Origin of the sequence: Hydrogenophaga sp., from assembly GCF_018780385.1 — a bacterium.
Classification (GTDB): Bacteria; Pseudomonadota; Gammaproteobacteria; order Burkholderiales; family Burkholderiaceae_C; genus Hydrogenophaga.
Genome location: NZ_JADMJO010000005.1, coordinates 1 through 22,819 on the forward strand (window position 1 = coordinate 1; position 22,819 = coordinate 22,819).

The window sequence follows — 22,819 nt, forward strand, 5'->3', positions numbered from 1 at the left end:
GTCAACGCGGCGGATTGTGGCCCGGAGCGATCGCGCACCGTCGTCATGGCCTACGACGCCACCGTGTTGGCCGGCACCCAGGGCATGCGCAACCACCAGAAGACCGACCGCCTGCTGGGCATCGCGCTGAGCCAGAAACTGCCGGTGGTGCTGTTCGCCGAGGGCGGCGGCGGGCGGCCTGGTGACACCGACATGCCCATCGTGGCGGGTCTGCATGTGGGCACGTTTGCCGCCTTCGCCCGCCTGTCCGGCCAGGTACCGGTGATCGGCATCGTGGCGGGGCGCTGCTTTGCGGGCAATGCCGCGCTGCTCGGCTGCAGCGACGTGATCATTGCCACGCGGGGCAGCAACATCGGCATGGGCGGTCCGGCGATGGTGGAGGGCGGCGGGCTGGGCAGTTTCCGACCCGAGGAAATCGGCCCGAGCGACATCCAGCACGCCAACGGCGTGATCGATGTGCTGGTGGACGACGAAGCGCAGGCGGTGGTGGCAGCGCGGCATTGCCTGTCCTTCTTTCAGGGGCGCACGTCCGACTGGACCGCGCCAGAAGCGCAGACCTTGCGCGACGCCGTGCCCGAGAACCGCCTGCGTGCCTACGATACCCGGACCGTGATGCAGGGGCTGGTCGACGAGGGCAGCCTGCTGCCGCTGCGCACCGGCTTTGGTGCGGGCATCCACACGGCGCTCGCGCGCATCGAGGGCCGTGCCGTGGGTTTGATGGCCAACAACCCGCTGCACCTGGGTGGCGCCATCGACGCGGACGCGGCCGACAAGGCCGCGCGCTTCATGCAGCTGTGCAACGCGCACGGCCTGCCGATCGTGAGCCTGGTCGACACGCCGGGGTTCATGGTGGGGCCGGCCATGGAGGCGCGGGCACAGGTGCGACACGTGAGCCGGCTCTTCGTGGTGGCGGCTCAGCTGCGCGTGCCCTTCTTCAGTGTGGTGCTGCGCAAGGGCTACGGCCTGGGTGCCATGGGCATGACGGCTGGCGGATTTCACGCGCCGGTGTTCACCGTCGCCTGGCCTACGGGTGAGTTTGGCGCCATGGGGCTGGAGGGCGCCGTGCGTCTGGGCTACCGCAAGGAGTTGCAGGCCGCGGCTGAAGGCGCCGAGCGTGACGCGCTGTACGAACGGCTGGTGGCCGAGCAGTACGCCAAGGGATCGGCCGAGCAGATGGCCACCACGCTGGAGATCGATGCGGTGATCGATCCCGCTCAAACCCGCCACTGGCTGGTGCGGGGGCTGGCCGGCGCAAAGGTGGCAGAGCCGTTGACCGCCCGCTTCATCGACACCTGGTGAACAGGTTCAGATGAGGTCGCCGAAGCCGGTGTTGCGCACCGTCGCGTTGACGGTTTGTGGCGCGGTCTGGTTGATGTTGATCCAGAACTCGCACACGTGCTTCATGGCACTGAGGAACTGGGAGAACTCGGTCGGCTTGGCGATGTAGGCGTTGGTGCCGGCGTCGTAGGCCCGCAGCAGGTCGCTCGGCTCGGTGGAAGAGGTGAGCACCACCACCGGGATGTTGTGCAACAGGTCGCTGCCCTTGATTTCCCTGAGCACGCCGATGCCGTCGAGCAAGGGCATCTTGAGGTCGAGCAACACAAGAACGGGGTTGCTGCCGGATCGGTTGGTGAAGCCGTTGCGCCGGTACAGGTAGTCCAGCGCCTGCATGCCGTCGGAGACGTGGGTCACCCTCCCGTCCAGGCCGTGGCGCGACAGGGCCAGCTTGGTCAGCTCGGCGTCGTCGGGGTTGTCCTCGACCAGAAGAATCGCGTCGGCGTTTTTGCTCATGATTCCAGGGGGGCAGGCATCGAGTCCAGGATGGAGTCCGAAAAACCAGGGCCCTCAAAAGGTAGGGAGAAGTAGAAAACGCTGCCGACACCGAGTTCGCTTTCGGCCCAGATGCTGCCGCTGTGCCGCTCGATGATGCGCCTTGTGAGCGCCAGTCCGATGCCTGTGCCTTCAAACTCCGAGGCGCGGTGCAATCGCTGGAACACGCCAAACAGCTTCTGCGCGTATTTTGTGTCGAAACCCACACCATTGTCACGGACAAAGAAGGTGTAGCCCACCACCGGGTCGACGCTCCAGCCCACCTCGATGCGCGATCGTTCACGTGGCCGGCTGTATTTGTAGGCGTTGCCCAACAGGTTGGCCCACACCTCTCGCAGCAACAAGGCGTCGCCCTGCACCACGGGCAAGTCGGGGGCAACCACCCAGTCGACGATGCGTCCTTCGGTGTCGTGCCCGAGCTGGGCCACCACCGCTTCGACCAGCAGCTGGAAGTCCACCGGCGTCACATTGACCGCCGCCCGGCCCAGGCGCGAGAACGCCAACAGGCCGTCGATGAGCTGGCTCATGTGACGGGCAGAGTTGCCAATGGTGTTGAGGTAGCGGGCGCTCACCTCGTCGCACTGACCTCCCATGTGTTCTTCCAGCAGGCTCACGAAGCTGGAGATGTGGCGCAGCGGCGAGCGCAGATCGTGCGACACCGAATACGAGAAGGACTCCAGGTCTTTGTTGGCCGAGAGCAGCTGCTCGGTGCGCTCGACCACACGGTTTTCCAGCTCGTCATTGATGTTGCGCATCAGGTCGTCGAGCCGCTTGGCGTCGGTCATGTCGCGGTTGATCTTGGCGAAGCCGCGCAGCTCGCCACTGTCGTCTCGCAGGGCAATCAGCACCGAGTGCGACCAGTACTGGGTGCCGTCCTTGCGGGTGTGCCAATTGTGCAGCTCGTGCTGGCCCCGCGAGGCGGCCAGGCGCAGCATCTGGTCGGCGCGGACCCGCCCGTGCTCGGGGTTGGCCGGATCGAACAGCACGCCGTAGTGCCGGCCGAGCATCTGGGTGGGTGAGTAGCCGTCCATGCGCTGGGCGCTGTCGGTCCAGTCGGTGATGAGCCCGTCGGCGTCCATGAAGAAGATGCAGTAGTCGCGCAGGTTGTCCACCATCAGGCGGAAACGCTGCTCGGCCTCCAGCAATTCCGCCGATCGCTCGCGGATGCGCTGCTCGAGTTCTTCGTTGAGGTTGCTGACCCGCTCTTCGATGAGCTTGCTATCGGTGATGTCGACGATCTGGACGAACAGGCCCTGGACCTTGCCCTCGCGCACGTCGGGCAGATAGCGGGCACTGACGAAGATGTGTTTGCCATCGGCCGTGGGGCGCCAGGTGGTGAAATTCTGCTCCTGCCCCGCGAGCGTGGCTTCCATGCGCGGTTTTGTGTCAGCCCAGATTTCGGGGGCGATGCAGTCGCCGATGTGCTGGCCCAGGATGCGCACCGGGTCCATCCCGTAGACCCGCAGGTGCTCCGCGTTGGCAAAACGGAAGCGCAACCCTGCATCCAGGTAGGCGATCAGGCCGGGCACATGGTCGGTGATCGTCTGCAGGAAGCGCTGGTTGTCGCGCAGGGAGTTCTCGGCCGCCTTGCGGTGGGTGATGTCCACCACGGTGGTGTTGCTGCGCAGGAAACGCCCGTCCTTGTCGCGTACCGCCGACGAGGACAGCAGCGCGTGGAAGGTGCTGCCATCGCGGCGGCGCATCTGGTATTCGACCCCTTCCAGCGCGTCGTCCTTGACGATCTTGCGCATCCGGGCTTCGAGCAGCGGCACGTCCGCGGCCGGAATGAAATCGCGAAAGTCCATCTTGCCCACCACCTCGTCGCGGCTGTAGCCCAGCCAGCCCAGTTCGGTGTCGTTGACCGACACGAAGGTGCCGTGGATATCGAGCGAGTGGTAGCCGCAGGGTGCCTGGTTGTAAAGGGCCTGTGCCTGGCTCAGTGCCTGATTGAGCTGGCAGTTCGCATGGCTGACCAGATCTTCCGACGCCTTGCGCTCGGTGATGTCGAGCATCTGGATGAACAGACCCGCCACGGCCCCGTCGTGCCAGTATGGGGTGTAGTCGATGCTGGCGTAGAACACCGTGCCGTCCGGGAACACGCGTTCACCCTCGAAACGCTGTGCAACGCCGGCGAGCGCGCTTTCCAGGCGCGGGCGTGCCGCTTCAAAGTCCTGGCTTCGTGCAATGCGGCTCAGGTGCTGACCCACCAGCTTGTCGGGTGAACCATCGAGCCAGCGCGCGTAGCTGGCGTTGGCAAAGCGGCAGATCAGGTCGCGGTCGAAGAACGCCAGTTGCACCGGCACGCTGCTGGCCACGGTCTGCAGGAAATTGCGTTGCGCCGCCAGAGCCACTTCAGCCGCCTTGCGCTCGGTGATGTCCACCAGCGTGTTGTTCGTGCGCAGGAAGCGCCCCTCGGCATCGTGCACCGCGGTGGTGTTGAGCAGGGCGATGAAGCCCGTGCCGTCGCACCGCAGCATGCCGATCTCGGCGGCTTCCAGTGTCTCGCCACGCAGCAGGCGTTGCAGGCGCTCCAGCACTTCAGCGAGGTAGGCGGGCTGCACGTGGTCCCGAAAGTGCTTCTTGCCCACCACCTCGTTGCGGCTCTCATAGCCGAGCCAGTTGAGTTCGGTCTGGTTGATCAGCACATACAGACCGTTGGCGTCAACCGAGTGGTAGCCGCAGGGCGCCTGGTTGTAGGCGATCTGGGCCTCTCGCAACGCAGAGTGGATCCGGTCCTTGGCCACGGCCAGTTCTTCGGTGCGCTGCTGCACGGCGCTTTCCAGCTCGGCGTTGAAGCGCTGAATGCTCTCCTGCTGCAAGTGCTGTTCGGTGATGTCGCGCGAGACCGCCAGCAGCATCACCGGCTCGCCATGGGCGTCGCAGATCGGCGTGACCACGGTGTCCCACCACTTGGGTGTGCCTTTGAAGGTGGGGCCGTAAGCCACGAACCTTGAGCTCTCGCCGCGGCGGGCCGATTCGATCGCCTCCAGAGACAGCAGCACGCCATCATCGGGCCACCAGTCGGCCCATGCGCCCATGCGCACTTGCTCGAAATCCTCCACCTCCAGGAGACGGCAACCTTGCGCCGTCATCTGCACCACCCGGCCCTCGAGGTCGAGCACCTTGGTGCAGTCGGGGCTGCTGGCAATGATCTGGCGGTTCAGCTCGTCCTTGATGCGCGCTTCGGCTTCGAGCACACGCATGGGCGTGATGTCCTGGATGAAGCCGAGCTGGCTGGTCACGTTGCCGTGCTCGTCGCGCAGCGGTGAATTGCGCGCCAGCACGTGCACCACTTCGTTGCCCGGCCGGATCAGCCGGAACTCCACGCTCAGGCTTTCGCCCGTGGCGATGCCGCGAATCCAGTGTTCCTGTACCTGCGGCAGATCGTCGGGATGCACGCGGTCGAGCCAGCCGAAGTTCGGAAAGTCGTGTTTGCCCAGCGCGAAGATCTGCTGCAGTCGGGCGTCGACATGGGTGAGCACGCCGGCCTGGTCGGTGCGGAAGATGCCGATGGGGAACGCGCTGCCCAGTGCGGCAAAGAGGGCCTCGTATTCGAGGTGTGCGGCCGCCACGGGCGAGCCTTTGTCCGCATCGAGCGCCAGTTCGAGCGACAGGGGCAGATCGGCGGGAACACTCACATCGCTGGAGGAGCCTTCATGCAGGCTGCCGCCCATGTACTGGGCGTAGTTCTTGCGCAGATGCAGGTTTTCCGCCTTGAGGGTCTCGATCTCCAACAGCAGCGCCCGCTCTCGGGCCGAGATCGTTGCCTCGGGTCGGTTCGCATCAGGACGGCTGTCTTTCGGAGGGAAGAGAGCGCTCATCGAGCCAACTGTACCCCAGGGGGCACGCCGCCGAACGTGATATTTGACCCTCAGAAGCGGGGCAGTTCCGGGTGCGCCAATTGCCCGCCGCGCACCAGCATTTTTCCGTACTCAGCACAACGTTGCAGGGTGGGAATGACCTTGCCCGGATTCAGTAGCGATTTGGTATCAAAAGCCCGCTTCACGCTGAACATCTGCTCGTTTTCCTCGGGCGAGAACTGCACGCACATGCTGTTGAGCTTCTCCACGCCCACACCGTGCTCGCCGGTGACCGTGCCGCCCATGGCCACGCTGGTCTCCAGGATGTCGGCGCCGAAGAGCTCGCAGCGGTGCAACTGGTCGGCATCGTTCGCATCGAACAGGATCAGCGGGTGCAGGTTGCCGTCGCCGGCGTGGAACACGTTGGCGCAACGCAGGCCGTACTTTTTCTCCATCTCGGCGATCGCGAGCAGGATGTCGGCCAGGCGCTTGCGCGGGATGGTGGAGTCCATGCACATGTAGTCGGGGCTGATGCGCCCACTGGCCGGGAAGGCGTTCTTGCGACCACTCCAGAAGCGCAGGCGCTCGGCCTCGTCCTGGCTCACCGCGATGGCGGTCGCGCCGCAGCCGCGCAGCACCGCGATCATTCGGCCGATCTCTTCTTCCACTTCCTCGGGCGTGCCGTCGCTCTCGCACAGCAGGATGGCCTCCGCGTCGAGGTCGTAGCCCGCGTGCACGAAGTCCTCCACCGCGGCTGTCATGGGTTTGTCCATCATCTCCAGGCCGGCGGGGATGATGCCGGCCGCGATCACCGAGGCCACCGCGTCGCCGGCTTTGCGGATGTCGTCGAAGCTGGCCATGATGCAGCGCGCCAGCAGCGGCTTGGGCACCAGTTTCACGGTGACCTCGATCGTCACGGCCAGCATGCCTTCGCTGCCGATGACGAGCGAGAGCAGGTCGAAGCCGGGCACGTCCAGCGCCTCCCCGCCAAAGGTGATGGGCTCGCCCTCCACCGTGAAGCCGCGCACCTGCAGCACGTTGTGCACCGTCAGACCGTATTTGAGGCAGTGCACGCCGCCGGAGTTCTCCGCCACGTTGCCGCCGATGGTGCAGGCGATCTGGCTGCTCGGGTCGGGCGCGTAGTACAGGCCGTGCGGCGAAGCGGCTTCGGAGATGGCGAGGTTGCGCACGCCAGCCTGTACCACCGCCGTGCGCGAGCGCGGGTCGATCTTCAGGATGCGGTTGAACTTGGCCAGCGACATCGTGACGCCCAGGGCGTGCGGCATGGCACCACCCGAGAGGCCGGTGCCCGCGCCACGCGCCACCACCGGCACGTCGAGCGAATGGCAGGCCTTGAGCACGGCGGCCACCTGGTCTTCGGTTTCGGGCAACACAACCACCAACGGGCGCTCGCGGTAGGCGGTGAGGCCGTCGCACTCGTAGGGCACCGTGTCTTCGGCCTGCCAGAGCAGCGCGTGAGCAGGCACCACGGCCTGCAGGGCACGCACCACCTCGGCCTGGCGCGCGGCGCGCTGGAGCTGGGTGACCTGGGCGGGGGAGGCGGGTGCGTTCATGGCGGGCTCGAAATGGACTGCAGGGTGGCTGGTTCAGTTTAGGACAACGCCCCGTCTGTGGTTTGAGGAAACTTGCAGCCCTCTTGAAATTTCCGGCAGGCGGCATCAATTGAAGAGCACCGAAAAGCGCCCTTGGGCGCGACTGCTCAACCCCTCTTTTCAGGAGCTTTGTGATGAACCGTTTGATCGCCCGCAACCATTTGTTTGACGACTTTTTCAAGGACGTCGCCCCCGGCTTTTACGTCAAGCCCCTGCACGGCGAAGGATTGCCCGCGCAGATCAAGATCGACGTGAAGGAAACGCCGGACGCCTACGCGGTGGAAGCCGAGGTGCCTGGTGTGTCGCGAGAAGACATTCACGTGACGATTGACGGCCCGGTGGTCACGCTGCGCGCCGAAATCAAGCAGCAGGACAGCCAGTCCGACGGTGAAAAGCTGCTGCGCAGCGAGCGCTTTTACGGCGCAGTGTCGCGCAGCTTCCAGCTCCCGCAGGACATCGACAACGCGACATCCAAGGCGAAGTACGAGAACGGCGTATTGCAACTGACGTTGCCGAAAAAGCTGCCAACCGCAGGTCAACGCCTCACGATCGAGTGACTGTGCCCCCACGCTCCGCCGCTGCGCGGGTCGCTGCCCCCCGAGGGGGCTGATCCGGCTTGGGGCGGCCCGGCGCCGGATCTTCATGCCCCCACGCTCCGCCGCTGCGCGGGTCGCTGCCCCCCGAGGGGGCTGATCCGGCTTGGGGCGGCCCGGCGCCGGATCTGTCTCGGCTTTGGCTATTGGCTTGTGGCCTTCTTGAGCCACTCGGCAAACGCCGCGCACTCCCACCGGTCCATCGTGCCGGTGCGCCAGCACAGGTAGTGCGCGTGCGGGCTGGGCACGTGACGGCTGTACAGCGGCACCAGGGTGCCGTGCTCCAGCCAGGGCGCGGCCAGTTTGAGCCGCACCAGGGCCACGCCCATGCCCGCAGCGGCGCCGTCGCACATCAGGCCGATGTCGTTGAACTGCGAGCCTTCGTTGGGTTCGGGCCAGTCGAGGTCGTGTGCGGCGAACCAGGTGCGCCAGGGCTCCAGCGGGCTGCGCAACAGCGGCACGCCTTCGAGGTCCTGCACGCTCTCGAACGGGCCGTGTTCGCGCACGAACGCGGGTGAGGCCAGCGGCGTCACTTCGTCCTTCATCAGGCAGACGTGTTCCACATCGGCGTAGCGACCGGTGCCGAAACGCACGGTGAGGTCGGCGTCTTCGGCCACCACGTCCAGCAGCGGAATGCTCACCTGCAACGTGAGGTCGATCTCGGGGTAGGCGTCGCTGAACTGTTTGAGGCGCGGCAGCAGCACCGAACGCGCAAAGGTCGGCGTGACGGCCACGCGCAGCTTGCGCCGGCCCGGCGCCGCGGCGTTGCTGGGAAACTTCTGCAGCGTGGTCAGACCGTCGCGCACATGGGCGAGGTATTCGCTGCCTTCGGTGGTGAGAGAGAAGTCGGCCCGCCCGAACAGTTTGGTGCCCAGGATCTGTTCCAGTTGCTTGATGCGGTGGCTCACCGCACTGGGGGTCACATTGAGCTCGTCCGCCGTCTGCGTGACGCTGCGCAAACGCGCCAGTGCCTCGAAGGTCAACAGACACTGGATCGGCGGAATCCTGATGGTCATGCGCGCCAGCGCCCCAGCCGGAGGGAGAGCCGAGCCGCCGCCGGGCCGCTCCCAAGGCGGCTCAGCCCCCTCGGGGGGCAGCGACCCGCGCAGCGGCGGAGCGTGGGGGCCACATTCATTTGAATACGACGGTCTTGTGTCCGTTCAGCAGCACACGGTGTTCGCTGTGCCACTTCACAGCACGCGCCAGCACCTGGCTCTCGGTGTCGCGCCCCCGGGCGGTGAGGTCTTCCACCGTGTCGGTGTGGTCCACGCGGGCCACGTCCTGCTCGATGATCGGGCCCTCGTCAAGGTCGGCCGTCACGTAGTGGGCGGTCGCGCCGATCAGTTTCACGCCACGGTCATGCGCCTGGTAATAGGGCTTGGCGCCCTTGAAGCTGGGCAGGAAGCTGTGGTGGATGTTGATCGCCTTGCCCGCCAGTTCGCGGCACAGGTCGTTGCTCAGCACCTGCATGTAGCGCGCCAGCACCACCAGCTCGGCGCCTTCGGTGCGGATGATGTCGAGCTGCTTCGCCTCGGCCTGCGCTTTGGTCGCAGCGGTCACCGGGATGTGGTGGAAGGGCACGTTGTAGCTGGCCGCGAGCTGGTAGAAGTCGCGGTGGTTGCTGATGATGGCGCGAATGTCCAGTGCCAGCAGGCCGCTCTTCCAGCGGAACATCAGGTCGTTGAGGCAGTGGCCTTCCTTGCTCACGAAGATCACCGTGCGCACCGGCTCGGCCAGCGGGTGCAGGCTCCAGCGCATGCCGAACGGCTCGGCGAACAGCTTCAGGCGCACGAGCAGGTCTTCCTGCGTGAGCTGGCTGCATGCGAACTGCACCCGCATGAAAAACAGGCCGGTCGCGTGGTCGTTGTACTGCGCGGCTTCTTCGATGTTGCCGCCGTGTTCGAACAGGAAACCGGAGACGGCGTGCACGATGCCGGGGCGGTCCTGGCAGGAGAGGGTGAGGACGTGGGTGTGGTTCATGGCGGGCCGATTGTCGCAGCAAGCTCCCGGGTGGGCCTGCGCCAGGCCCCGCCAGTGGAGCCCCTGCGGGGCGATGCCGGTGCCACAATTCCGGCTTCATTCTTGCGCCGGAGACGCCGCCATGGCCTACAACGACCTTCGCATGGACAACCAGTGGTTGCCCTTCACCCCCAACCGCAGCTTCGCCAAGGACCCGCGCATCTTCGTGGCGGCCGACGGCATGCACTTCACCACGCACGACGGCCGCCAGGTCATCGACGGCATCTCCAGCCTGTGGTGTGTGGGAGCGGGTCACAACCGCAAGCCCATCAACGAAGCCATCAAGAAGCAGCTCGACACGCTGGACTACAGCACGGCCTTCAGTGTGAGCAACGACAAGGCCTTCCGCGCCGCCGAGATGATCGCCGCCATGGCGCCGGGCGACCTGAACAAGGTGCTGTTTTGCAACTCCGGCAGCGAAGCGGCCGACACGTCGATGAAGGTGGCGCTGGCCTACCACCGCGCGCGCGGCGAAGGTCACCGCAACGTCTTCATCGGCCGCGAGCGCGGTTACCACGGCGTGGGTTTTGGCGGGATGTCGGTGGGCGGCATCCCGGCCAACCGCAAGGTCTACGGCACCAGCCTGCTGCCGCGCGTGGACCACCTGCGCTTCATCCACGACCCGGTGAAACACGCCTACGTGCACAACACCGAGCCGGTGTGGGACGAAGACCTGTTGCTGGAGCTGGAAAACCGCATCCTGCCGCTGCACGACCCGAGCAACATCGCGGCCGTGATCGTGGAGCCGGTGGCGGGCAGCGCCGGTTGGTACGTGCCGCCACAGGGCTACCTCAAGCGCCTGCGCGAGATCTGCGACAAGCACGGCATCCTGCTGATCTTCGACGAGGTCATCACCGGCTTCGGCCGCCTCGGTACCGCCTTCGCGTCGGACTACTACGGCGTGCAGCCCGACATGTTGAACTTCGCCAAGGCCGTGACCAACGGCGTGTTCCCGCTCGGTGGCGTGATCTGCACCGACCGCATCTATGACGCCATGATGGGCGCGCACGGCAGTGCGCCGGAGCACGCCATCGAGTTCTTCCACGGCTACACCTACTCGGGCCACCCGGTGGCGTGTGCGGCGGCCATCGCCACGCTCGATCTGTTCCGCGAAGAGCAGCTGTTCGAACGCGCCGGCGAGATGGGCCTGGTGCTGGGCGACGCGATGCACGCCGCGCTCATGGGCTTGCCCAACGTGATCGGCATCCGCAGTCTGGGGCTGGCCGCCGCGGTGGAGCTCGCACCCATCGCTGGCCTGCCCGGCAAGCGCGCCTTTGATGTGTTCATGGACTGCTACCACCGGGGCGTGCTGGTGCGCAACGCAGGCGAGAACCTCGTGCTCGCGCCGCCCTTCATCGTCGAGCGCGGGCAGATCGAGACCATGGTCGGCACCCTGTCCGACGCAATTAAACGCGCTGCCTGACCTTGCTCGTCAGCGCTTGAACTGCTGGCGCAGTTCGGCGCAGTAATCGCGCGGTGGCTGTGCGGGTGTAAGCCACACTGCGTCCGCTGGCGTGGCCGCCTTGGGCGTTCCGGCCTGCGCCATCACCACGCGGTGCGACAGCGTTTTGGGCAGGTACAGCGGCACACCCAGGTCGCGCCGCACGTGGCCGTTGCCGGCCACCAGCACCACCGTCTTGCCGGAGCCTGCCTGTTCAACCGCCTGCACGGTGGTCCGGGCCATGGCTTCGTCGCGCGCCAGCTGGACGCGGGCCATCGGCGCGATCTGCCCCTCAGGCAGCAGGTCGCAATGGCCGCTGCGGATGCCTTCGCGCTGCTCTTTCAGCGCCGTGCTGCTGATGCGGTCATCCAGCGCTGTGTTGCCCATGGCCGCGCGCATCTGGCTGCGCGGCAGGTTGCCACCGAGCACCGGTGCGCCGGCGCGCACGGCGGCCATCACCACCGGGCCGTAAATGGCCCAGGGCCAGCCGGTGGCGGCGTCGTCGGTCCAGTTGAGCGCATCACGCACCCGACTTTCGCTGGCGTCTGCCGGCAGGCCGGTGGTCTGGCGGCCTTGCTCGGCCATCTCCATCACCAGCGCACCGAGCTGACCGCGCGCGCCCAGCGACAGCACCACATCACGCTGCAGCGCCTGGTGCTCGGGCGCGTCGTGCTGTTCGCCGAGCATGAGCACCGGGGTGGGCATCACGCGTTCGAGCAGGGCGGGCACCGTGGTGGGCGGCTGGTGAGCGCAGGCGCTCAGCAGGGCCACGCTCACGGCCAGTGCGACAGCGGATCGACAGGTCATGCATGGATACTACGTGGCCCGCCGGTCGTGGCGGGTGCATCACACCAGTACCCGAGTGCCTCTCTTGCCCGCCTTCGGCCCCACCTCGTGGCGGCGCGTCGTCCTCACCCTGTTGCTCGCCCTTGCTGCCGCGCTCTTGTGCGTGTGGTTGCGCACGCCGATTCCCTGGATGATCGGTCCGCTGCTGGCGACCTCGCTGGTCTCGGTGCTGGGCGTGCCGACCGAGAGCTGGGCGCCGTTTCGCAACACGGGGCAATGGGTGATCGGCACCGCGCTGGGTCTGTATTTCACACCGGCGGTGGGTGCGCTGGTGGCCAGCCTGTGGTGGGCGATCACGCTGGGCATCGCCTGGGCGCTGCTGCTGGGTCTGGGCTTCGGCGCCTGGCTGCGCCGCTTGCATGCGGGGCACCTGGCGCACCTCACGCCTGCGCAGTTGCTGAGCACCACCTACTTCGCCGGGGCCATCGGCGGGGCGTCGGAAATGACGCTGATCGCCGAGCGCCAGGGCGCGCGCACCGACCTCGTGGCCGCCGCCCACAGCCTGCGCGTGCTGCTGGTCACCCTCACCATCCCGTTTGCACTGCAGTTCTGGGGCGTGAGTGGTCTGGACACACTCACGCTGGGATTGCGCGAAGTGCATCCCACCGGTTTGCTCGCGCTGACCGGGCTCACGCTGGTCGGAGCACTGGTGATGCAGTGGCTGGGCCGCGCCAACCCGTGGTTCATGGGCGCGCTGGTCGTCACCATGGGGGTCACGCTCTCGGGCGTCACCCTGTCCGCCATTCCGCAACCGCTGTCCAACGCGGCCCAGCTGGTCATCGGCGTGAGTCTGGGGGTGCGGTTCACGCCCGCGTTTGTGCACACGGCGCCTCGCTGGCTGGCCTCGGTGGCGTTTGCCAGCTTTTTCATGATGGCGATCTGCGCGCTGTTCGGCTGGGTGTTGTCCAAAGCCACCGGCCTGCACCCCGCCACCCTGCTGCTGGGCACCGCCCCCGGCGGTATCGCCGAAATGGCCATCACCGCCAAGGTGCTGCAGCTCGGCGTGCCCGTGGTCACCGCCTTCCAGGTCTGCCGTCTGGTGGCGGTGCTGGTGCTGGCCGAGCCGGTGTACCGCTGGCGCTACCGGCAGACATGAAAAAGCCCGGTGAAAACCGGGCTTTTGGAGCAACGTGCCTTGTTCAAGAACATCGCGGAACCGGCTTTGCCGGGCCGCAGATGTTGCCCCCTGAGGGGTGACGCGCCGCAGGCGCGGCGCGGGGGGAACTCTTCTAGTGCATGACCACCGGCATCTGAGCCAACTCGGCATAACCTTCCAGCGTGTCTTCCACCTCTTCCTGCGAAGGGGTGCTTTGTTGCCAGGCGGTGATCTGGATCTGGAACATCTCGGCCCAGGAGCCGTCGAGGTAGACCTCTTTGCCCGAGCGCTTGTCCACGATTTCGAAGCCGTGGCGGGGAATCTGCGGACCTTGCGCGGAAGTGTCTTCACCTTCTGCCGGTGCGTTGGCCAGGATGTGGACCACAGCGAAGGCATCCGAGTCGTAGAGCATGTTCATGACTGAAATTCCTTGTGTTGGTAAAACCGGCTTCCAATGTCTCTTATATCGGCAAAAGTTGGCGGTCTTGAAGTTCTGAGTGCTCTTTACATGGCAACGTTCAGTCCTGTTTCAAGATGCGTGTGTTTTTGGGCACAAATGAAGTGCAAGGGCTAAGGCATCCGGCTGAGTTGCTGGTCGGCCACGTCGCCGTTGGACTGGGTCACGCGCAGGCGCACCGGCAGGTGCTGCAGGTCGGGCGCCAGCCACATTTCCACCGTGCTGTCGAATTCCTTGCGCGGCAGGCGCACCAGCTGCCTGACACGCATCTCGCCTGCGGGAAGCGCCAGCGTGGTTTCATCGCCCACCTTGAAGCGCCAGATGTCCGCCTCACCGGTGCCAGCCACCTGCATCTCGATCGTCTGCCCGCTCGCGTAGGCCTGCGGGCGCGCCTGCAGGAGGCCGGCGATCTGCAGGAACAGGCTCAGGCGGTCTTGCGCGCCGGGTCGCAGCACGGCCTCGGGTGCGTTGTTGCTGAAGCGGATGCGGTTCTGCTCGCTCTCGAAATGCGCCGCCTTTTCGCTGCGGCTCTTGTCGGCGAAGCGCTCGGGGATCAGGCCCTGGGGGCCCACCCGTCCGGTGCTGGTCTGCACCCGGCTGCCCAGCAGAAACACACGCATTTCCATGCGGGCGCTGTACCGGCCGTCGGCCAGCGTCCAGTCCAGCTTGCCCTCGGCGTTGTAGGCGATGCCCTTGACGCGGCCGGTCACGGCGTAGTCGAGCCGGGTGCTCGCGGGAGGCTGTGCCGGTGGCAAGGCGCGAGCGGCTGCAGGCGCGGCACGCTTTTTCACGGCTGCGGCGGCGAGCAATTCCTCATCGGGCGCTGCGGCGGGCTCATTGAGCGCGGCCTCTTCAGTCGCTGGTTCTGGGGCTGGCGCTGGCGCTGGTGCCGGTTCAGGGGCGATGGACTCCGTGAGTTCCACCGGCTTGGCGGGTGGGGTGACTGCGTCGGCCGGCGCTGCGTCCAGAGCAACCGCTTCCACCGCGGGTTCCTCCACTGCGATCTGTGTGGGTGGGGCGGGTGGGACTTGCTGTTTCGGCGCTGCGGGACGGACCAGCGGTGTCGGGCGTGGCAACGGTCTGGGCACGGGGGCAGCGGCGGGTTGAATGACCACCGCCGGCACGATCCAGCGCACGGTGCTCACGCGGGCCATCGGCAGATTGGAAGCAGGGGGCGCTGCCGATGCACCGTCGCTGCGGTCGGCCGGCAGGGTTGCCGCCGCGAACTGAACGGGGGTGGACGTTGCCGCCGCGGATGTCCAGGGCAGCGGGCCCAGCAGCAACGCCACGTGCACGCCCAGCACGGCTGCAATCAGCGCGACGAGGGTGGGCCAGCGCGGTGCAGGTGCAGGTGTGCGCAGCGGCGTCATGGTCTGAGGGCGGGTGATCGGTGGCCGAGATCGGCGCTGAGCTGGCGCGCGCTCCTGAGCACGGCATGGGCGGGGGCACCCGACCACTCGGTGTCCAGCGTGGCCACCGAGCCCAGCACCACCAGGCCCAGCGCGAGGTGGCCCTGTGCGTCGAACACCGGTGCGCAGAAGCCGCCCACGCCGGGCAGCAAGCTGTGCACCACGCGGGCCAGCCCATGGCGGCGGGTCTCGTCCAGCAGGGCCTGCACGTCTGCCAGCGTGTGGGGAACGTCCACCAGCGGCAGGCCGCTGCGCGGCAGTTTCTTCAGGCGGGCCAGTTCGTCGCGCACCATGGGGCCGATGCGCTGGGCGTCGCGGCCCTCGTTACCCATGAAGGCGGCGAAGCAGCGGCCGGTGGCCGAGGTGAGCAGCGGCATCACGTCACCCAGGCGCAGGGTGACCGGCACGGTCTGTGGCGCTTCGATCCAGTGCACCATGGTCGGGCCTTGATTGCCCCACACGGCGATGGCCAGGGTGTGACCGGTCTCGTTGATCAAGGCGTCCAGCCGCTCGCGCGCCAGCTTCACCGCGTCGATGCGCGAGAGGCTGGCCAGGCCCAGGCGCAGCGCGGCCGGGCCGAGGTCGTAACGGGTGCTCACCGGGTCCTGCACCACCAGACCCATGCGTTGGAAGCTCACCAGGTAGCGGTGCGCCTTGGCGGCACTCATGCCGGCGGCGGCGGCCAGGTCGCGCAGCATCAGCGCGCCCGGGGCTTCCGACAAGGCGTTGAGCAACTCGAAGCCCACTTCCACCGACTGGATGCCCGCGCGCTGCGGCTCTTCGTCGTCCGCATCGCTGACGGCTGGGGTGGTGAGGGTGTTGCGTTGGGCGGTGGACATGGGCGGCGTGGAACAGTAGGAGGGTCGGCGGACAGACAGGTTCAACGCGATGTGTGTCCGATTGAAGCCAGGTGCCCGCGTTCCCGGGTCATCGCCTAGAATCCTGTCTTTACGAATAGGTTAATCGATTTCACTAAACGTAACTAGCAGGAGACTCTCATGAAACTCGCCACCTACAAGGACGGCTCGCGCGACGGACAGCTCGTCGTGGTCTCGCGCGACCTGAGCACGGCGCATTATGCGACCGGCATTGCGCACAAATTGCAGCAGGCCCTGGACGACTGGAACTTCATCAGCCCCCAGTTGCACGACCTCTACGTCACCCTCAACCAGGGCAAGGCGCGCCATGCATTTCCGTTTGATCCTGCGATGTGCATGGCGCCGCTGCCGCGGGCCTACCAATGGGCCGACGGATCGGCCTACATCAACCACGTGGAGCTGGTGCGCGCGGCGCGCAGCAGCGAGGTGCCGCAGTCGTTCTACGCCGACCCGCTGATGTACCAGGGCGGCAGCGACGACTTCATTGGTCCGTGCGACGACGTGCTGGTGCCCAGCGAAGACTTCGGCATCGACTTCGAGGCAGAGATCGCGGTGGTCACTGGCGACGTGCCCATGAGTGCCACGCCCGAGCAGGCGCTGGACGGCATCCGCCTGCTCATGCTGGCCAATGATGTGTCGCTGCGCAACCTGATTCCGGCCGAGCTGGCCAAGGGTTTCGGTTTCTTCCAGAGCAAGCCGGCCACCGCGTTCAGCCCGGTGGCGATCACGCCCGACGAACTGGGCGACGCCTGGCAGGGCGGGCGCGTGCACCTCACGCTGCAGAGCACCTGGAACGGCCGCAAGGTCGGCATGTGCGAAGCCGGTCCCGAGATGACCTTCCACTTCGGCCAGCTGATCGCCCACATCGCCAAGACGCGCAATGTGCGCGCCGGCTCCATCGTGGGCAGCGGCACGGTGAGCAACAAGAGCGTGGAGGTGGACGGCCGCAAGGAATGGCCCAAGGGCTACAGTTGCATCGCCGAGAAGCGCGCGATCGAAACCATCCTCGACGGTCAGCCGTCGACCGCCTTCATGAAGTTCGGCGACACCATCCGCATCGAGATGAAGGGCAAGGATGGGCAGTCGATCTTTGGCGCGATCGACCAGAAGATTTCCCCACTGCAGGTCTGAGCTTTTCTCCGTTCGGGCTGAGCTTGTCGAAGCCCTCCCACGATCCGCCCCCAAAGCCCTTCGACAGCGGGGTTGGTGAGTCGCGCGCAGCGCGGCGGGGGAGCCTTCTAGCTTGCGTACACCTGCGCGAGCGACGCAAACCCTTTGACCTCGATCGGGTTGCCGAAGGGGTCGCAGAAGAACATCGTCCATTGCTCGCCGGGTTGCCCTTCAAAGCGCACCTGCGGCGGCAGCACGAATTCGACACCGTCTTGCTGAAGGCGCTCTGCGAGCGCTTTCCATTCGGGCAACAACAAGACCAGACCGAAGTGCGGCATGGGCACCAGGTGGTCACCCACCCGCCCGGTGCGTGTGGTCTTGAACGGCTCGCCGAGGTGCAGCGAGATCTGGTGGCTGAAAAAATCGAAGTCGACCCAGGTGTCGGTGCTGCGACCCTCAGTGCAACCGAGCACGCCGCCGTAGAAGCGGCGCGCTGCGTCCAGATCACGCACGTGGAACGCAAAATGGAACAGGCTTCGGGTGGACAGGGTTGTGGCTGGTTGGCTCATGCCTTGAGCATACCGAGTCGGCTCAGCGCTGCGTAGGATCGGTCGCTGTCTGGTCGAACTTCAGGAAGTAGGTGCGCGCCATGGCCACCAGTTGGGCGTCGCTTGGGTGGTCGCTGTTGATCACGTCGACCACCGCCTTGTCCACCGCGTGCGCATGGTGCTTGCAGTGGTCGCGGAATTCCAGCTTGGCGTTGGCCGGGCCGGTCAGCAGCACCTCGCTCACACCGTCGAGTGCCTGCACGATTTCGTTGAAGAAGTCTTTGTCGGCCGTGGGGTTGCCGTGCTTGGGGGTGTGCTGGCTGCGCGCCTTGACGCGCTGCGCCTCGACATGCTCGCGGTCGAACATCAGAACGTGGGCTTCGCTGTGGTCGATCCAGACGATGGCGTGAAAAGTGGTCATGCAGGGGTTTCTCGCGAAGGGAGGGTTCGGGCGTTCAGAGACGGTCGCTCTCGGTTTTTTCGAGCTTTGTCTGGCAGTCGATGCAGCGCATGGCAGTAGGGTTGGCGTGCAGGCGCGACGCGGGGATGGACACGCCGCAGTCGACGCACAGACCGAAGCTGCCGTCGGCGATGCGTTTGAGCGCTGCGTCGATGGCGATCAGCTCGGCCGATTCGCGTTCTTCCAGGGTGAAGGACAGTTCGCGCTCGGTGTTGGCCTGGGACTGATCGTCGCTGGCGTTGCCCAGTGCTTCGGCGGCCGATTCGGCCCGGCTCATCGCGCCGCCGTGCTGGGCGCGCAATTGCGCAAGCACATCGGTGCGCATCTCCTGGAGCTGGGCGGCGAAGGTGTCGGAAATGTGGGCTGTCATTCGGTTCTCCTCGGGAAAAATGTGGATCGTGCGGCGACCCTTTGTGTTGTTCCATGGTGCGCCTTTCGGTGCCGTGGTGCCTTGATGCACGTCAATCACAATGGCCCGAACGCCAGGGTGCGCGACGCGTCCCTGATTCATAACCCGATTCCCCGAGGAGACCCTGATGACCACCGTGGATTACAGCCGTTACCAGACCCTGGCCATCACCCGGCGTGGCCCCGCCGTGGGCGGCGTGCCCTCGGTGCTCGACATCCAGATGCGCGCCGACGGCCCCGGCGGCAATGGCAAGCTGCCCACCGCCGGGCACGAGGGTCACTGGGAACTCAGCGAGATCTGGCGCGACGTGGGACGCGACGACAGCGTGCGCTGCGCCGTGCTGCGCGGCAGTGGCCTGGGGTTTTCGGGCGGTGGTGATCTCGCGCTGGTGCAGGACATGGCGACCGACTTCGAGGTGCGCACGCGGGTGTGGAAAGAGGCGCGTGATCTGGTCTACAACGTCATCAACTGCGACAAGCCGATCGTGAGCGCGATGCACGGCCCGGCCGTGGGCGCGGGCCTGGTGGCCGGCTTGCTGGCCGACATCTCGATCGCCGCGAAGAGCGCCAAGATCGTCGACGGCCACACGCGCCTGGGCGTGGCCGCCGGGGACCACGCGGCCATCGTCTGGCCGCTGCTGTGCGGGCTGGCCAAGGCCAAGTACTACCTCCTGCTGTGCGACCCCATCAGCGGCGAAGAGGCCGAGCGCATCGGGCTGGTGTCGCTCGCGGTGGACGACGATCAACTGAACGACAAGGCCTTTGAAGTGGCCGACCGGCTGGCCAGCGGCAGCCAGACCGCGATCCGCTGGACCAAGTACTCGCTCAACAACTGGCTGCGCCAGGCCGGCCCCGCGTTCGACACCTCGCTGGCGCTCGAATTCATGGGGTTTGCCGGCCCCGATGTGCGCGAAGGTGTGGCATCCTTGCGTGAACGCCGCGCTCCCCGCTACGGCGTGGACGGCTGAGAACCGGCAGCACGGCACTCGCCCCTGACCCATCCACAGGAGACACCCATGAGCGACGCGCCCAGCAGCGGATTCGGCAAGTTCGTGCCCGGTTTCGAGTTCCTGCAAAACCTCGCAGGCCAGGCCGCCGGGGGGGTGGCGCAGGGCATCGGGCAGAACATCCCGCAGTTGCCCAACCTCGGCAGTTGGGTCGCCCCCACCTTCAACGTGGAGGACCTCGAAAAACGCATCGAGGAACTCAAGGCGGTGCACTTCTGGCTCGACCAGAATTCCAAGGCGCTGGGTGCCACCATCCAGGCGCTTGAAGTGCAGAAGATGACGCTGTCCACGCTCAAGAGCATGAACTTCAGCATGGGCGATGTCGCCAACGCGCTCAAGATCAAGGCGGCCGACACGCTGGCCAGCTTCACCGGCGCAGCGCCAGCCACACCGGGTGCCCAGTTCGCGGGGCTCGAGATTCCGGAGCGCACTTACGGCAACGCCCCCGCGGCCGAACCCGACGAGGAGGCCGAGGACGAAGAGATGGCCGAACCCGAGCCGGCGCCCGAACCCGCACGCAAGAGCAAGGTCCGCCCCTCGACCGTCACAACACCCGCCCCGGCTTCAGGCGGCGTGGTCGACCCGATGCAGTGGTGGGGTGCGATCTCGCAGCAGTTCCAGCAGATTGCCAGCAACGCCATGAAGGACGTGGCCAAACAGACCGCGCGGGACACCACGCGCCAGGTGGCCTCGGGATTGACCGACCAGGCCGTGAAGGCCGCCACCGGCATGGCAGGCAAGGCCGCGCGCAGCATCGGTGGCACGGTGGCTCGCAACGTGGGCACCGCCGCCGGCATGGGCCGCGCAGCGGCACGGGCCGTCACGGCGCCTGCGAAAAAGGCGGCGCCTCGCCCTGCAGCCAAAAAGGCGCCCACCCGTGCCCCAGCGGCCCAGGCCCCGGCGCGCGCGCCATCGGCGCAGCCCATGGCCGCAGGCGACTGGACCATGCCCACGGCGTTCTTCCCCGGCTTTGCCGCGTTGCAGCCCGCTGCACCGACGGCCAGGCCCAGGAAGGCCGCCGCCAAGAAAGGCGGGTCCAGCAAGGCCGCCACCAAGAAAGGCGGGTCCAGCAAGGCCGCCACCCCGAAACCCGCTGCCCGCAAGACCGCGGCGGCCAAATCCACTCGCCGACGTTGAACCTGGACAGCGTTGGTGGGTCGTATCCCCATGAAACTCTTTCCCTACGCCCACGCCACCCATCCGCAATGGCGCATGGCCGCCGCCCTGGTGCTGGCGCAGCTGCGCGGCCAGATGGCCTTGCCCGACTACGCCAAGGCGCCCGCGCTGGCGCTGCTCTACATCACCGATCACTACGCCACCGAGGCCCAGGCCATCCTCGAGCACCTTAGCGCGGAACTGCCGGAAGTGACCGACTGGGCGGGCACGGTGGGGGTGGGCGTGTCGGCCAACAACGTCGAGTATTTCGACGAGCCCGCGCTCAGTGTGATGCTGTGTGACCTGAGTCCTGACCAATACCGCGTGTTCAGCGGCGTGGCGCCGCTCTCGGCCAGCGGCCGCGCGGCGGGCACTGCGGGCTTCGTGGCCCACACCGCGCTGGTGCACGCCGATGGCAGCACCCCCGAGCTCAATGAGCTGATTGCCGAAGTGGCGGACCGCACCACCAGCGGCTACGTGTTCGGTGGGCTGGCCGGCAGCCGTGGGCAGAGCGTGCAGTTCTCGCTCGGCAGCGCGGGCAATCTGAGTGGTCATGGTGCCGCCAGCGGCGTGTTTCACGGGGGCTTGAGCGGCGTGGCTTTCGGGTCCGACGTGGGCATCGTCTCGCGCGTGACGCAGGGCGCGCAGCCCGTGGACCGGCAGCGCACGGTCACCGCCTCCGACGGCAACCTCGTGCTGCAGCTGGACGGCGAACCCGCGCTGGACGTGCTGCTGCGGGAACTCGACATTTCGCTGGAGCAACCCGAGCTGGCCATGCCGCGCCTGCGCGCCACGCTGGTGGGCCTGACGCAGCCCCACCCCGATGTCGACATCGTGCTGCCGGCCAGTGGCCCGCAGCTGCGCGGGCAGTTCGGCGCCGAGGTCATGGTGAGGCACCTGATCGGCCTGGACCCGGGCCGCCGGGGCGTGGCCATTGGCGATGTGGCACCCGAGGGCACTCGGCTGGCGTTCTGCGAGCGCAACGTGCAGGCCGCGCGGGCCGACCTGGTCCGGGTGTGCTCCGAGGTGCGCGAAGAGCTGGAACCCGAAGAGCTCAGTCTGTCGATGGCCAGCGCCCTGACCGCGGCGGAAGCGGAGGCCGCGCCCCACCCGGCGCGGCGCATCGCGGGCGCCATTTATGTCAGCTGCGCGGGCCGCGGTGGCCCGCATTTCGGCAGCCCCAGTGCCGAGCTGCAGGTGGTGCGACGCGCCCTGGGCGACGTGCCGCTGGTGGGGTTTTTTGCCGGTGGCGAGATCGCGCACCACCGGCTGTATGGCTACACCGGCGTGCTGACCGTCTTCACGATGCCGGCACCTTGACGCATCAGCCGACGCTCAAGCCGGTTTGACCGCTCGGGCCCGCGCCCGCTCCAGTGTGCGGTTCGCGTCCGCCACGCCCATGCCGTACATGTCGGCAAACTCCTCAACCGTCTTGCCACTCGCTTCAAACGCGCGCAGCAACGCCGCGTCTTTGGCCGCTCGGCTCACCACCGCGTCCAGCGCTTCCTGGGTCAGCGCATTGACGGCTTCGTCGCGCGTCTGCACCAGCGCGGCGTAGGCTTCGGCACCCAGGCCCGAGGCTTCAAACGCTTGCTCTATGCGCTGGCGCAACTTGGGCCGCAGGTCTTGTGGTGCTCGGCCCTGGCGACGGCGAAACACCTCCACCAGCGCGTGGTGCACGTGCTCGGGAGCGAGGTCTTCCACCGGCTGGCCGCTCAGGTCGCAGCGTGGCTGGCCGCTGGCCACCGCAGTGAGGTAGCGGGTGGAGCGCGTGTGCAGGGCCAGTGCGGCTTTCAGACCGTCCTTGTCCAGCGCGTCGGGGTGCGCGTCGAGCAGGTCCTGGAAGATGCCGCGCTTCATGGGCAGAAACACTTCACCAAACAGCGCCGGGTAGAGCTGGGCGAGCTGGTCGAGCATGGGGTGGTGCCGAGAGGGAGCGGTCCCCGCGGGCGGGTTGGCACCGCCTTGCTGCGCGCGCTGTGGCGCCGGGCCGCGGCGGTTGCGTCCGCCGCGGCCCGGTGGGCGGTTCCCGGTGTTGGATTCGGTGGGAGCCGTCGCTGCAGCGTCGGTGGGTTCGGAGGCGTTCGGATTCATGGTTTCCTGCATTCAGGCGTTCGAGCAAAGCCCGACATCATGCCAGCCGGACCGC

21 protein-coding genes are annotated in these 22,819 nt (G+C 66.9%); 8 read left to right on the plus strand and 13 right to left on the minus strand.

Going from position 1 to position 22,819, the window contains the following annotated elements; genetic code table 11:
- A partial coding sequence (locus IV113_RS05080) for a carboxyl transferase domain-containing protein (protein WP_291081535.1) occupies positions 1-1,299 on the plus strand: 1,299 nt, incomplete at its 5' end.
- A 6-nt stretch (positions 1,300-1,305) separates the two neighbouring features.
- Here the strand turns inward: IV113_RS05080 and IV113_RS05085 are convergent.
- The 3 genes from IV113_RS05085 to IV113_RS05095 are packed head-to-tail and all read right to left on the minus strand — an operon-like array spanning position 1,306 to position 7,204.
- Positions 1,306-1,791: a response regulator gene (locus tag IV113_RS05085; RefSeq protein ID WP_291081537.1), complete on the minus strand. Its 486-nt coding sequence runs from the start codon at positions 1,789-1,791 to the stop codon at positions 1,306-1,308.
- Complete coding sequence (locus IV113_RS05090) at positions 1,788-5,651, minus strand: PAS domain S-box protein (protein ID WP_291081539.1); 3,864 nt, start codon at positions 5,649-5,651, stop codon at positions 1,788-1,790. Before IV113_RS05090 ends, IV113_RS05085 begins: the two co-directional genes overlap by 4 nt.
- A gap of 50 nt (positions 5,652-5,701) precedes the next feature.
- The gene (locus IV113_RS05095) at positions 5,702-7,204 is read right to left on the minus strand and encodes an FAD-linked oxidase C-terminal domain-containing protein (RefSeq protein WP_291081541.1); all 1,503 of its coding nucleotides are present in this window, start codon (positions 7,202-7,204) and stop codon (positions 5,702-5,704) included.
- 173 nt (positions 7,205-7,377) lie between these two features.
- On the opposite strand from IV113_RS05095, the gene IV113_RS05100 reads away from it, so the two are divergent.
- A complete protein-coding gene (locus IV113_RS05100; protein WP_291081543.1) occupies positions 7,378-7,800 on the plus strand; it encodes an Hsp20/alpha crystallin family protein in 423 nt (140 codons plus the stop codon).
- Between the two features lie 179 nt (positions 7,801-7,979).
- Here the strand turns inward: IV113_RS05100 and IV113_RS05105 are convergent, their stop codons facing one another.
- The gene (locus tag IV113_RS05105) at positions 7,980-8,852 is read right to left on the minus strand and encodes a LysR substrate-binding domain-containing protein (protein WP_291081545.1); all 873 of its coding nucleotides are present in this window, start codon (positions 8,850-8,852) and stop codon (positions 7,980-7,982) included.
- A gap of 115 nt (positions 8,853-8,967) precedes the next feature.
- Positions 8,968-9,816: a formyltetrahydrofolate deformylase gene (gene purU / locus IV113_RS05110; protein WP_291081547.1), complete on the minus strand. Its 849-nt coding sequence runs from the start codon at positions 9,814-9,816 to the stop codon at positions 8,968-8,970.
- Positions 9,817-9,937: 121 nt separating this feature from the next.
- Here purU and IV113_RS05115 point away from each other — a divergent pair, with 121 nt between their 5' ends.
- The gene (locus IV113_RS05115; RefSeq protein WP_291081549.1) at positions 9,938-11,278 is read left to right on the plus strand and encodes an aminotransferase class III-fold pyridoxal phosphate-dependent enzyme; all 1,341 of its coding nucleotides are present in this window, start codon (positions 9,938-9,940) and stop codon (positions 11,276-11,278) included.
- A gap of 9 nt (positions 11,279-11,287) precedes the next feature.
- Here IV113_RS05115 and IV113_RS05120 read toward each other — a convergent pair whose 3' ends face one another.
- Positions 11,288-12,103 carry a ChaN family lipoprotein gene (locus tag IV113_RS05120; protein WP_291081551.1) on the minus strand — a complete coding sequence of 272 codons (816 nt, stop codon included), beginning with the start codon at positions 12,101-12,103 and terminating at the stop codon, positions 11,288-11,290.
- Between the two features lie 55 nt (positions 12,104-12,158).
- On the opposite strand from IV113_RS05120, the gene IV113_RS05125 reads away from it, so the two are divergent.
- Positions 12,159-13,238, plus strand: coding sequence for an AbrB family transcriptional regulator (locus tag IV113_RS05125; protein ID WP_291081553.1), 1,080 nt, complete (start codon positions 12,159-12,161; stop codon positions 13,236-13,238).
- A 133-nt stretch (positions 13,239-13,371) separates the two neighbouring features.
- Here the strand turns inward: IV113_RS05125 and IV113_RS05130 are convergent, their stop codons facing one another.
- The 3 genes from IV113_RS05130 to IV113_RS05140 form a co-directional block, all read right to left on the minus strand.
- Entirely contained in the window at positions 13,372-13,656 is a 285-nt protein-coding gene (locus IV113_RS05130; protein WP_069045105.1) for a DUF3567 domain-containing protein, read from the minus strand.
- A gap of 152 nt (positions 13,657-13,808) precedes the next feature.
- Positions 13,809-15,065: a DUF3108 domain-containing protein gene (locus tag IV113_RS05135; protein ID WP_291081557.1), complete on the minus strand. Its 1,257-nt coding sequence runs from the start codon at positions 15,063-15,065 to the stop codon at positions 13,809-13,811.
- Positions 15,062-15,943, minus strand: a complete 882-nt coding sequence (locus tag IV113_RS05140) for an IclR family transcriptional regulator (protein ID WP_291081559.1) — start codon at positions 15,941-15,943, stop codon at positions 15,062-15,064. Before IV113_RS05140 ends, IV113_RS05135 begins: the two co-directional genes overlap by 4 nt.
- A gap of 159 nt (positions 15,944-16,102) precedes the next feature.
- Here IV113_RS05140 and IV113_RS05145 point away from each other — a divergent pair, with 159 nt between their 5' ends.
- Positions 16,103-17,113, plus strand: coding sequence for a fumarylacetoacetate hydrolase family protein (locus IV113_RS05145; protein ID WP_291081561.1), 1,011 nt, complete (start codon positions 16,103-16,105; stop codon positions 17,111-17,113).
- A gap of 107 nt (positions 17,114-17,220) precedes the next feature.
- Here IV113_RS05145 and IV113_RS05150 read toward each other — a convergent pair whose 3' ends face one another.
- From IV113_RS05150 to IV113_RS05160, 3 genes are read right to left on the minus strand one after another with little or no spacing between them, the layout of a single operon-like run.
- Positions 17,221-17,661: a VOC family protein gene (locus IV113_RS05150; RefSeq protein WP_291081563.1), complete on the minus strand. Its 441-nt coding sequence runs from the start codon at positions 17,659-17,661 to the stop codon at positions 17,221-17,223.
- Positions 17,662-17,683: 22 nt separating this feature from the next.
- Positions 17,684-18,061, minus strand: coding sequence for a hypothetical protein (locus tag IV113_RS05155; protein WP_291081565.1), 378 nt, complete (start codon positions 18,059-18,061; stop codon positions 17,684-17,686).
- A gap of 34 nt (positions 18,062-18,095) precedes the next feature.
- Positions 18,096-18,470: a TraR/DksA family transcriptional regulator gene (locus IV113_RS05160; RefSeq protein ID WP_291081567.1), complete on the minus strand. Its 375-nt coding sequence runs from the start codon at positions 18,468-18,470 to the stop codon at positions 18,096-18,098.
- Between the two features lie 175 nt (positions 18,471-18,645).
- On the opposite strand from IV113_RS05160, the gene IV113_RS05165 reads away from it, so the two are divergent.
- Genes IV113_RS05165 through IV113_RS05175 form a run of 3 tightly spaced genes read left to right on the plus strand, consistent with a single transcriptional unit; the run spans position 18,646 to position 21,990 of the window.
- Positions 18,646-19,476: an enoyl-CoA hydratase/isomerase family protein gene (locus tag IV113_RS05165; protein WP_291081622.1), complete on the plus strand. Its 831-nt coding sequence runs from the start codon at positions 18,646-18,648 to the stop codon at positions 19,474-19,476.
- A 48-nt stretch (positions 19,477-19,524) separates the two neighbouring features.
- The gene (locus IV113_RS05170; protein WP_363318583.1) at positions 19,525-20,652 is read left to right on the plus strand and encodes a PhaM family polyhydroxyalkanoate granule multifunctional regulatory protein; all 1,128 of its coding nucleotides are present in this window, start codon (positions 19,525-19,527) and stop codon (positions 20,650-20,652) included.
- A gap of 30 nt (positions 20,653-20,682) precedes the next feature.
- Complete coding sequence (locus IV113_RS05175; protein ID WP_291081569.1) at positions 20,683-21,990, plus strand: FIST N-terminal domain-containing protein; 1,308 nt, start codon at positions 20,683-20,685, stop codon at positions 21,988-21,990.
- Positions 21,991-22,005: 15 nt separating this feature from the next.
- On the opposite strand, the gene IV113_RS05180 is transcribed toward IV113_RS05175, so the two are convergent.
- Positions 22,006-22,764, minus strand: a complete 759-nt coding sequence (locus IV113_RS05180) for a ProQ/FINO family protein (RefSeq protein ID WP_291081571.1) — start codon at positions 22,762-22,764, stop codon at positions 22,006-22,008.
- Positions 22,765-22,819: the final 55 nt, after the last annotated feature.

What these genes read in the sequence shown, in the direction of transcription:
- IV113_RS05175 (WP_291081569.1), top strand. Translation starts at nt 20,683, where the DNA reads ATGAAACTCTTTCCCTACGCCCACGCCACCCATCCGCAATGGCGCATG.
- IV113_RS05115 (WP_291081549.1), top strand. Translation starts at nt 9,938, where the DNA reads ATGGCCTACAACGACCTTCGCATGGACAACCAGTGGTTGCCCTTCACC.
- IV113_RS05160 (WP_291081567.1), bottom strand. Translation starts at nt 18,470, where the DNA reads ATGACAGCCCACATTTCCGACACCTTCGCCGCCCAGCTCCAGGAGATG.
- IV113_RS05105 (WP_291081545.1), bottom strand. Translation starts at nt 8,852, where the DNA reads ATGACCATCAGGATTCCGCCGATCCAGTGTCTGTTGACCTTCGAGGCA.
- IV113_RS05095 (WP_291081541.1), bottom strand. Translation starts at nt 7,204, where the DNA reads ATGAACGCACCCGCCTCCCCCGCCCAGGTCACCCAGCTCCAGCGCGCC.
- IV113_RS05135 (WP_291081557.1), bottom strand. Translation starts at nt 15,065, where the DNA reads ATGACGCCGCTGCGCACACCTGCACCTGCACCGCGCTGGCCCACCCTC.
- purU (WP_291081547.1), bottom strand. Translation starts at nt 9,816, where the DNA reads ATGAACCACACCCACGTCCTCACCCTCTCCTGCCAGGACCGCCCCGGC.
- IV113_RS05150 (WP_291081563.1), bottom strand. Translation starts at nt 17,661, where the DNA reads ATGAGCCAACCAGCCACAACCCTGTCCACCCGAAGCCTGTTCCATTTT.
- IV113_RS05090 (WP_291081539.1), bottom strand. Translation starts at nt 5,651, where the DNA reads ATGAGCGCTCTCTTCCCTCCGAAAGACAGCCGTCCTGATGCGAACCGA.
- IV113_RS05130 (WP_069045105.1), bottom strand. Translation starts at nt 13,656, where the DNA reads ATGAACATGCTCTACGACTCGGATGCCTTCGCTGTGGTCCACATCCTG.
- IV113_RS05120 (WP_291081551.1), bottom strand. Translation starts at nt 12,103, where the DNA reads ATGACCTGTCGATCCGCTGTCGCACTGGCCGTGAGCGTGGCCCTGCTG.
- IV113_RS05100 (WP_291081543.1), top strand. Translation starts at nt 7,378, where the DNA reads ATGAACCGTTTGATCGCCCGCAACCATTTGTTTGACGACTTTTTCAAG.
- IV113_RS05145 (WP_291081561.1), top strand. Translation starts at nt 16,103, where the DNA reads ATGAAACTCGCCACCTACAAGGACGGCTCGCGCGACGGACAGCTCGTC.
- IV113_RS05180 (WP_291081571.1), bottom strand. Translation starts at nt 22,764, where the DNA reads ATGAATCCGAACGCCTCCGAACCCACCGACGCTGCAGCGACGGCTCCC.
- IV113_RS05085 (WP_291081537.1), bottom strand. Translation starts at nt 1,791, where the DNA reads ATGAGCAAAAACGCCGACGCGATTCTTCTGGTCGAGGACAACCCCGAC.
- IV113_RS05140 (WP_291081559.1), bottom strand. Translation starts at nt 15,943, where the DNA reads ATGTCCACCGCCCAACGCAACACCCTCACCACCCCAGCCGTCAGCGAT.
- IV113_RS05155 (WP_291081565.1), bottom strand. Translation starts at nt 18,061, where the DNA reads ATGACCACTTTTCACGCCATCGTCTGGATCGACCACAGCGAAGCCCAC.
- IV113_RS05170 (WP_363318583.1), top strand. Translation starts at nt 19,525, where the DNA reads ATGAGCGACGCGCCCAGCAGCGGATTCGGCAAGTTCGTGCCCGGTTTC.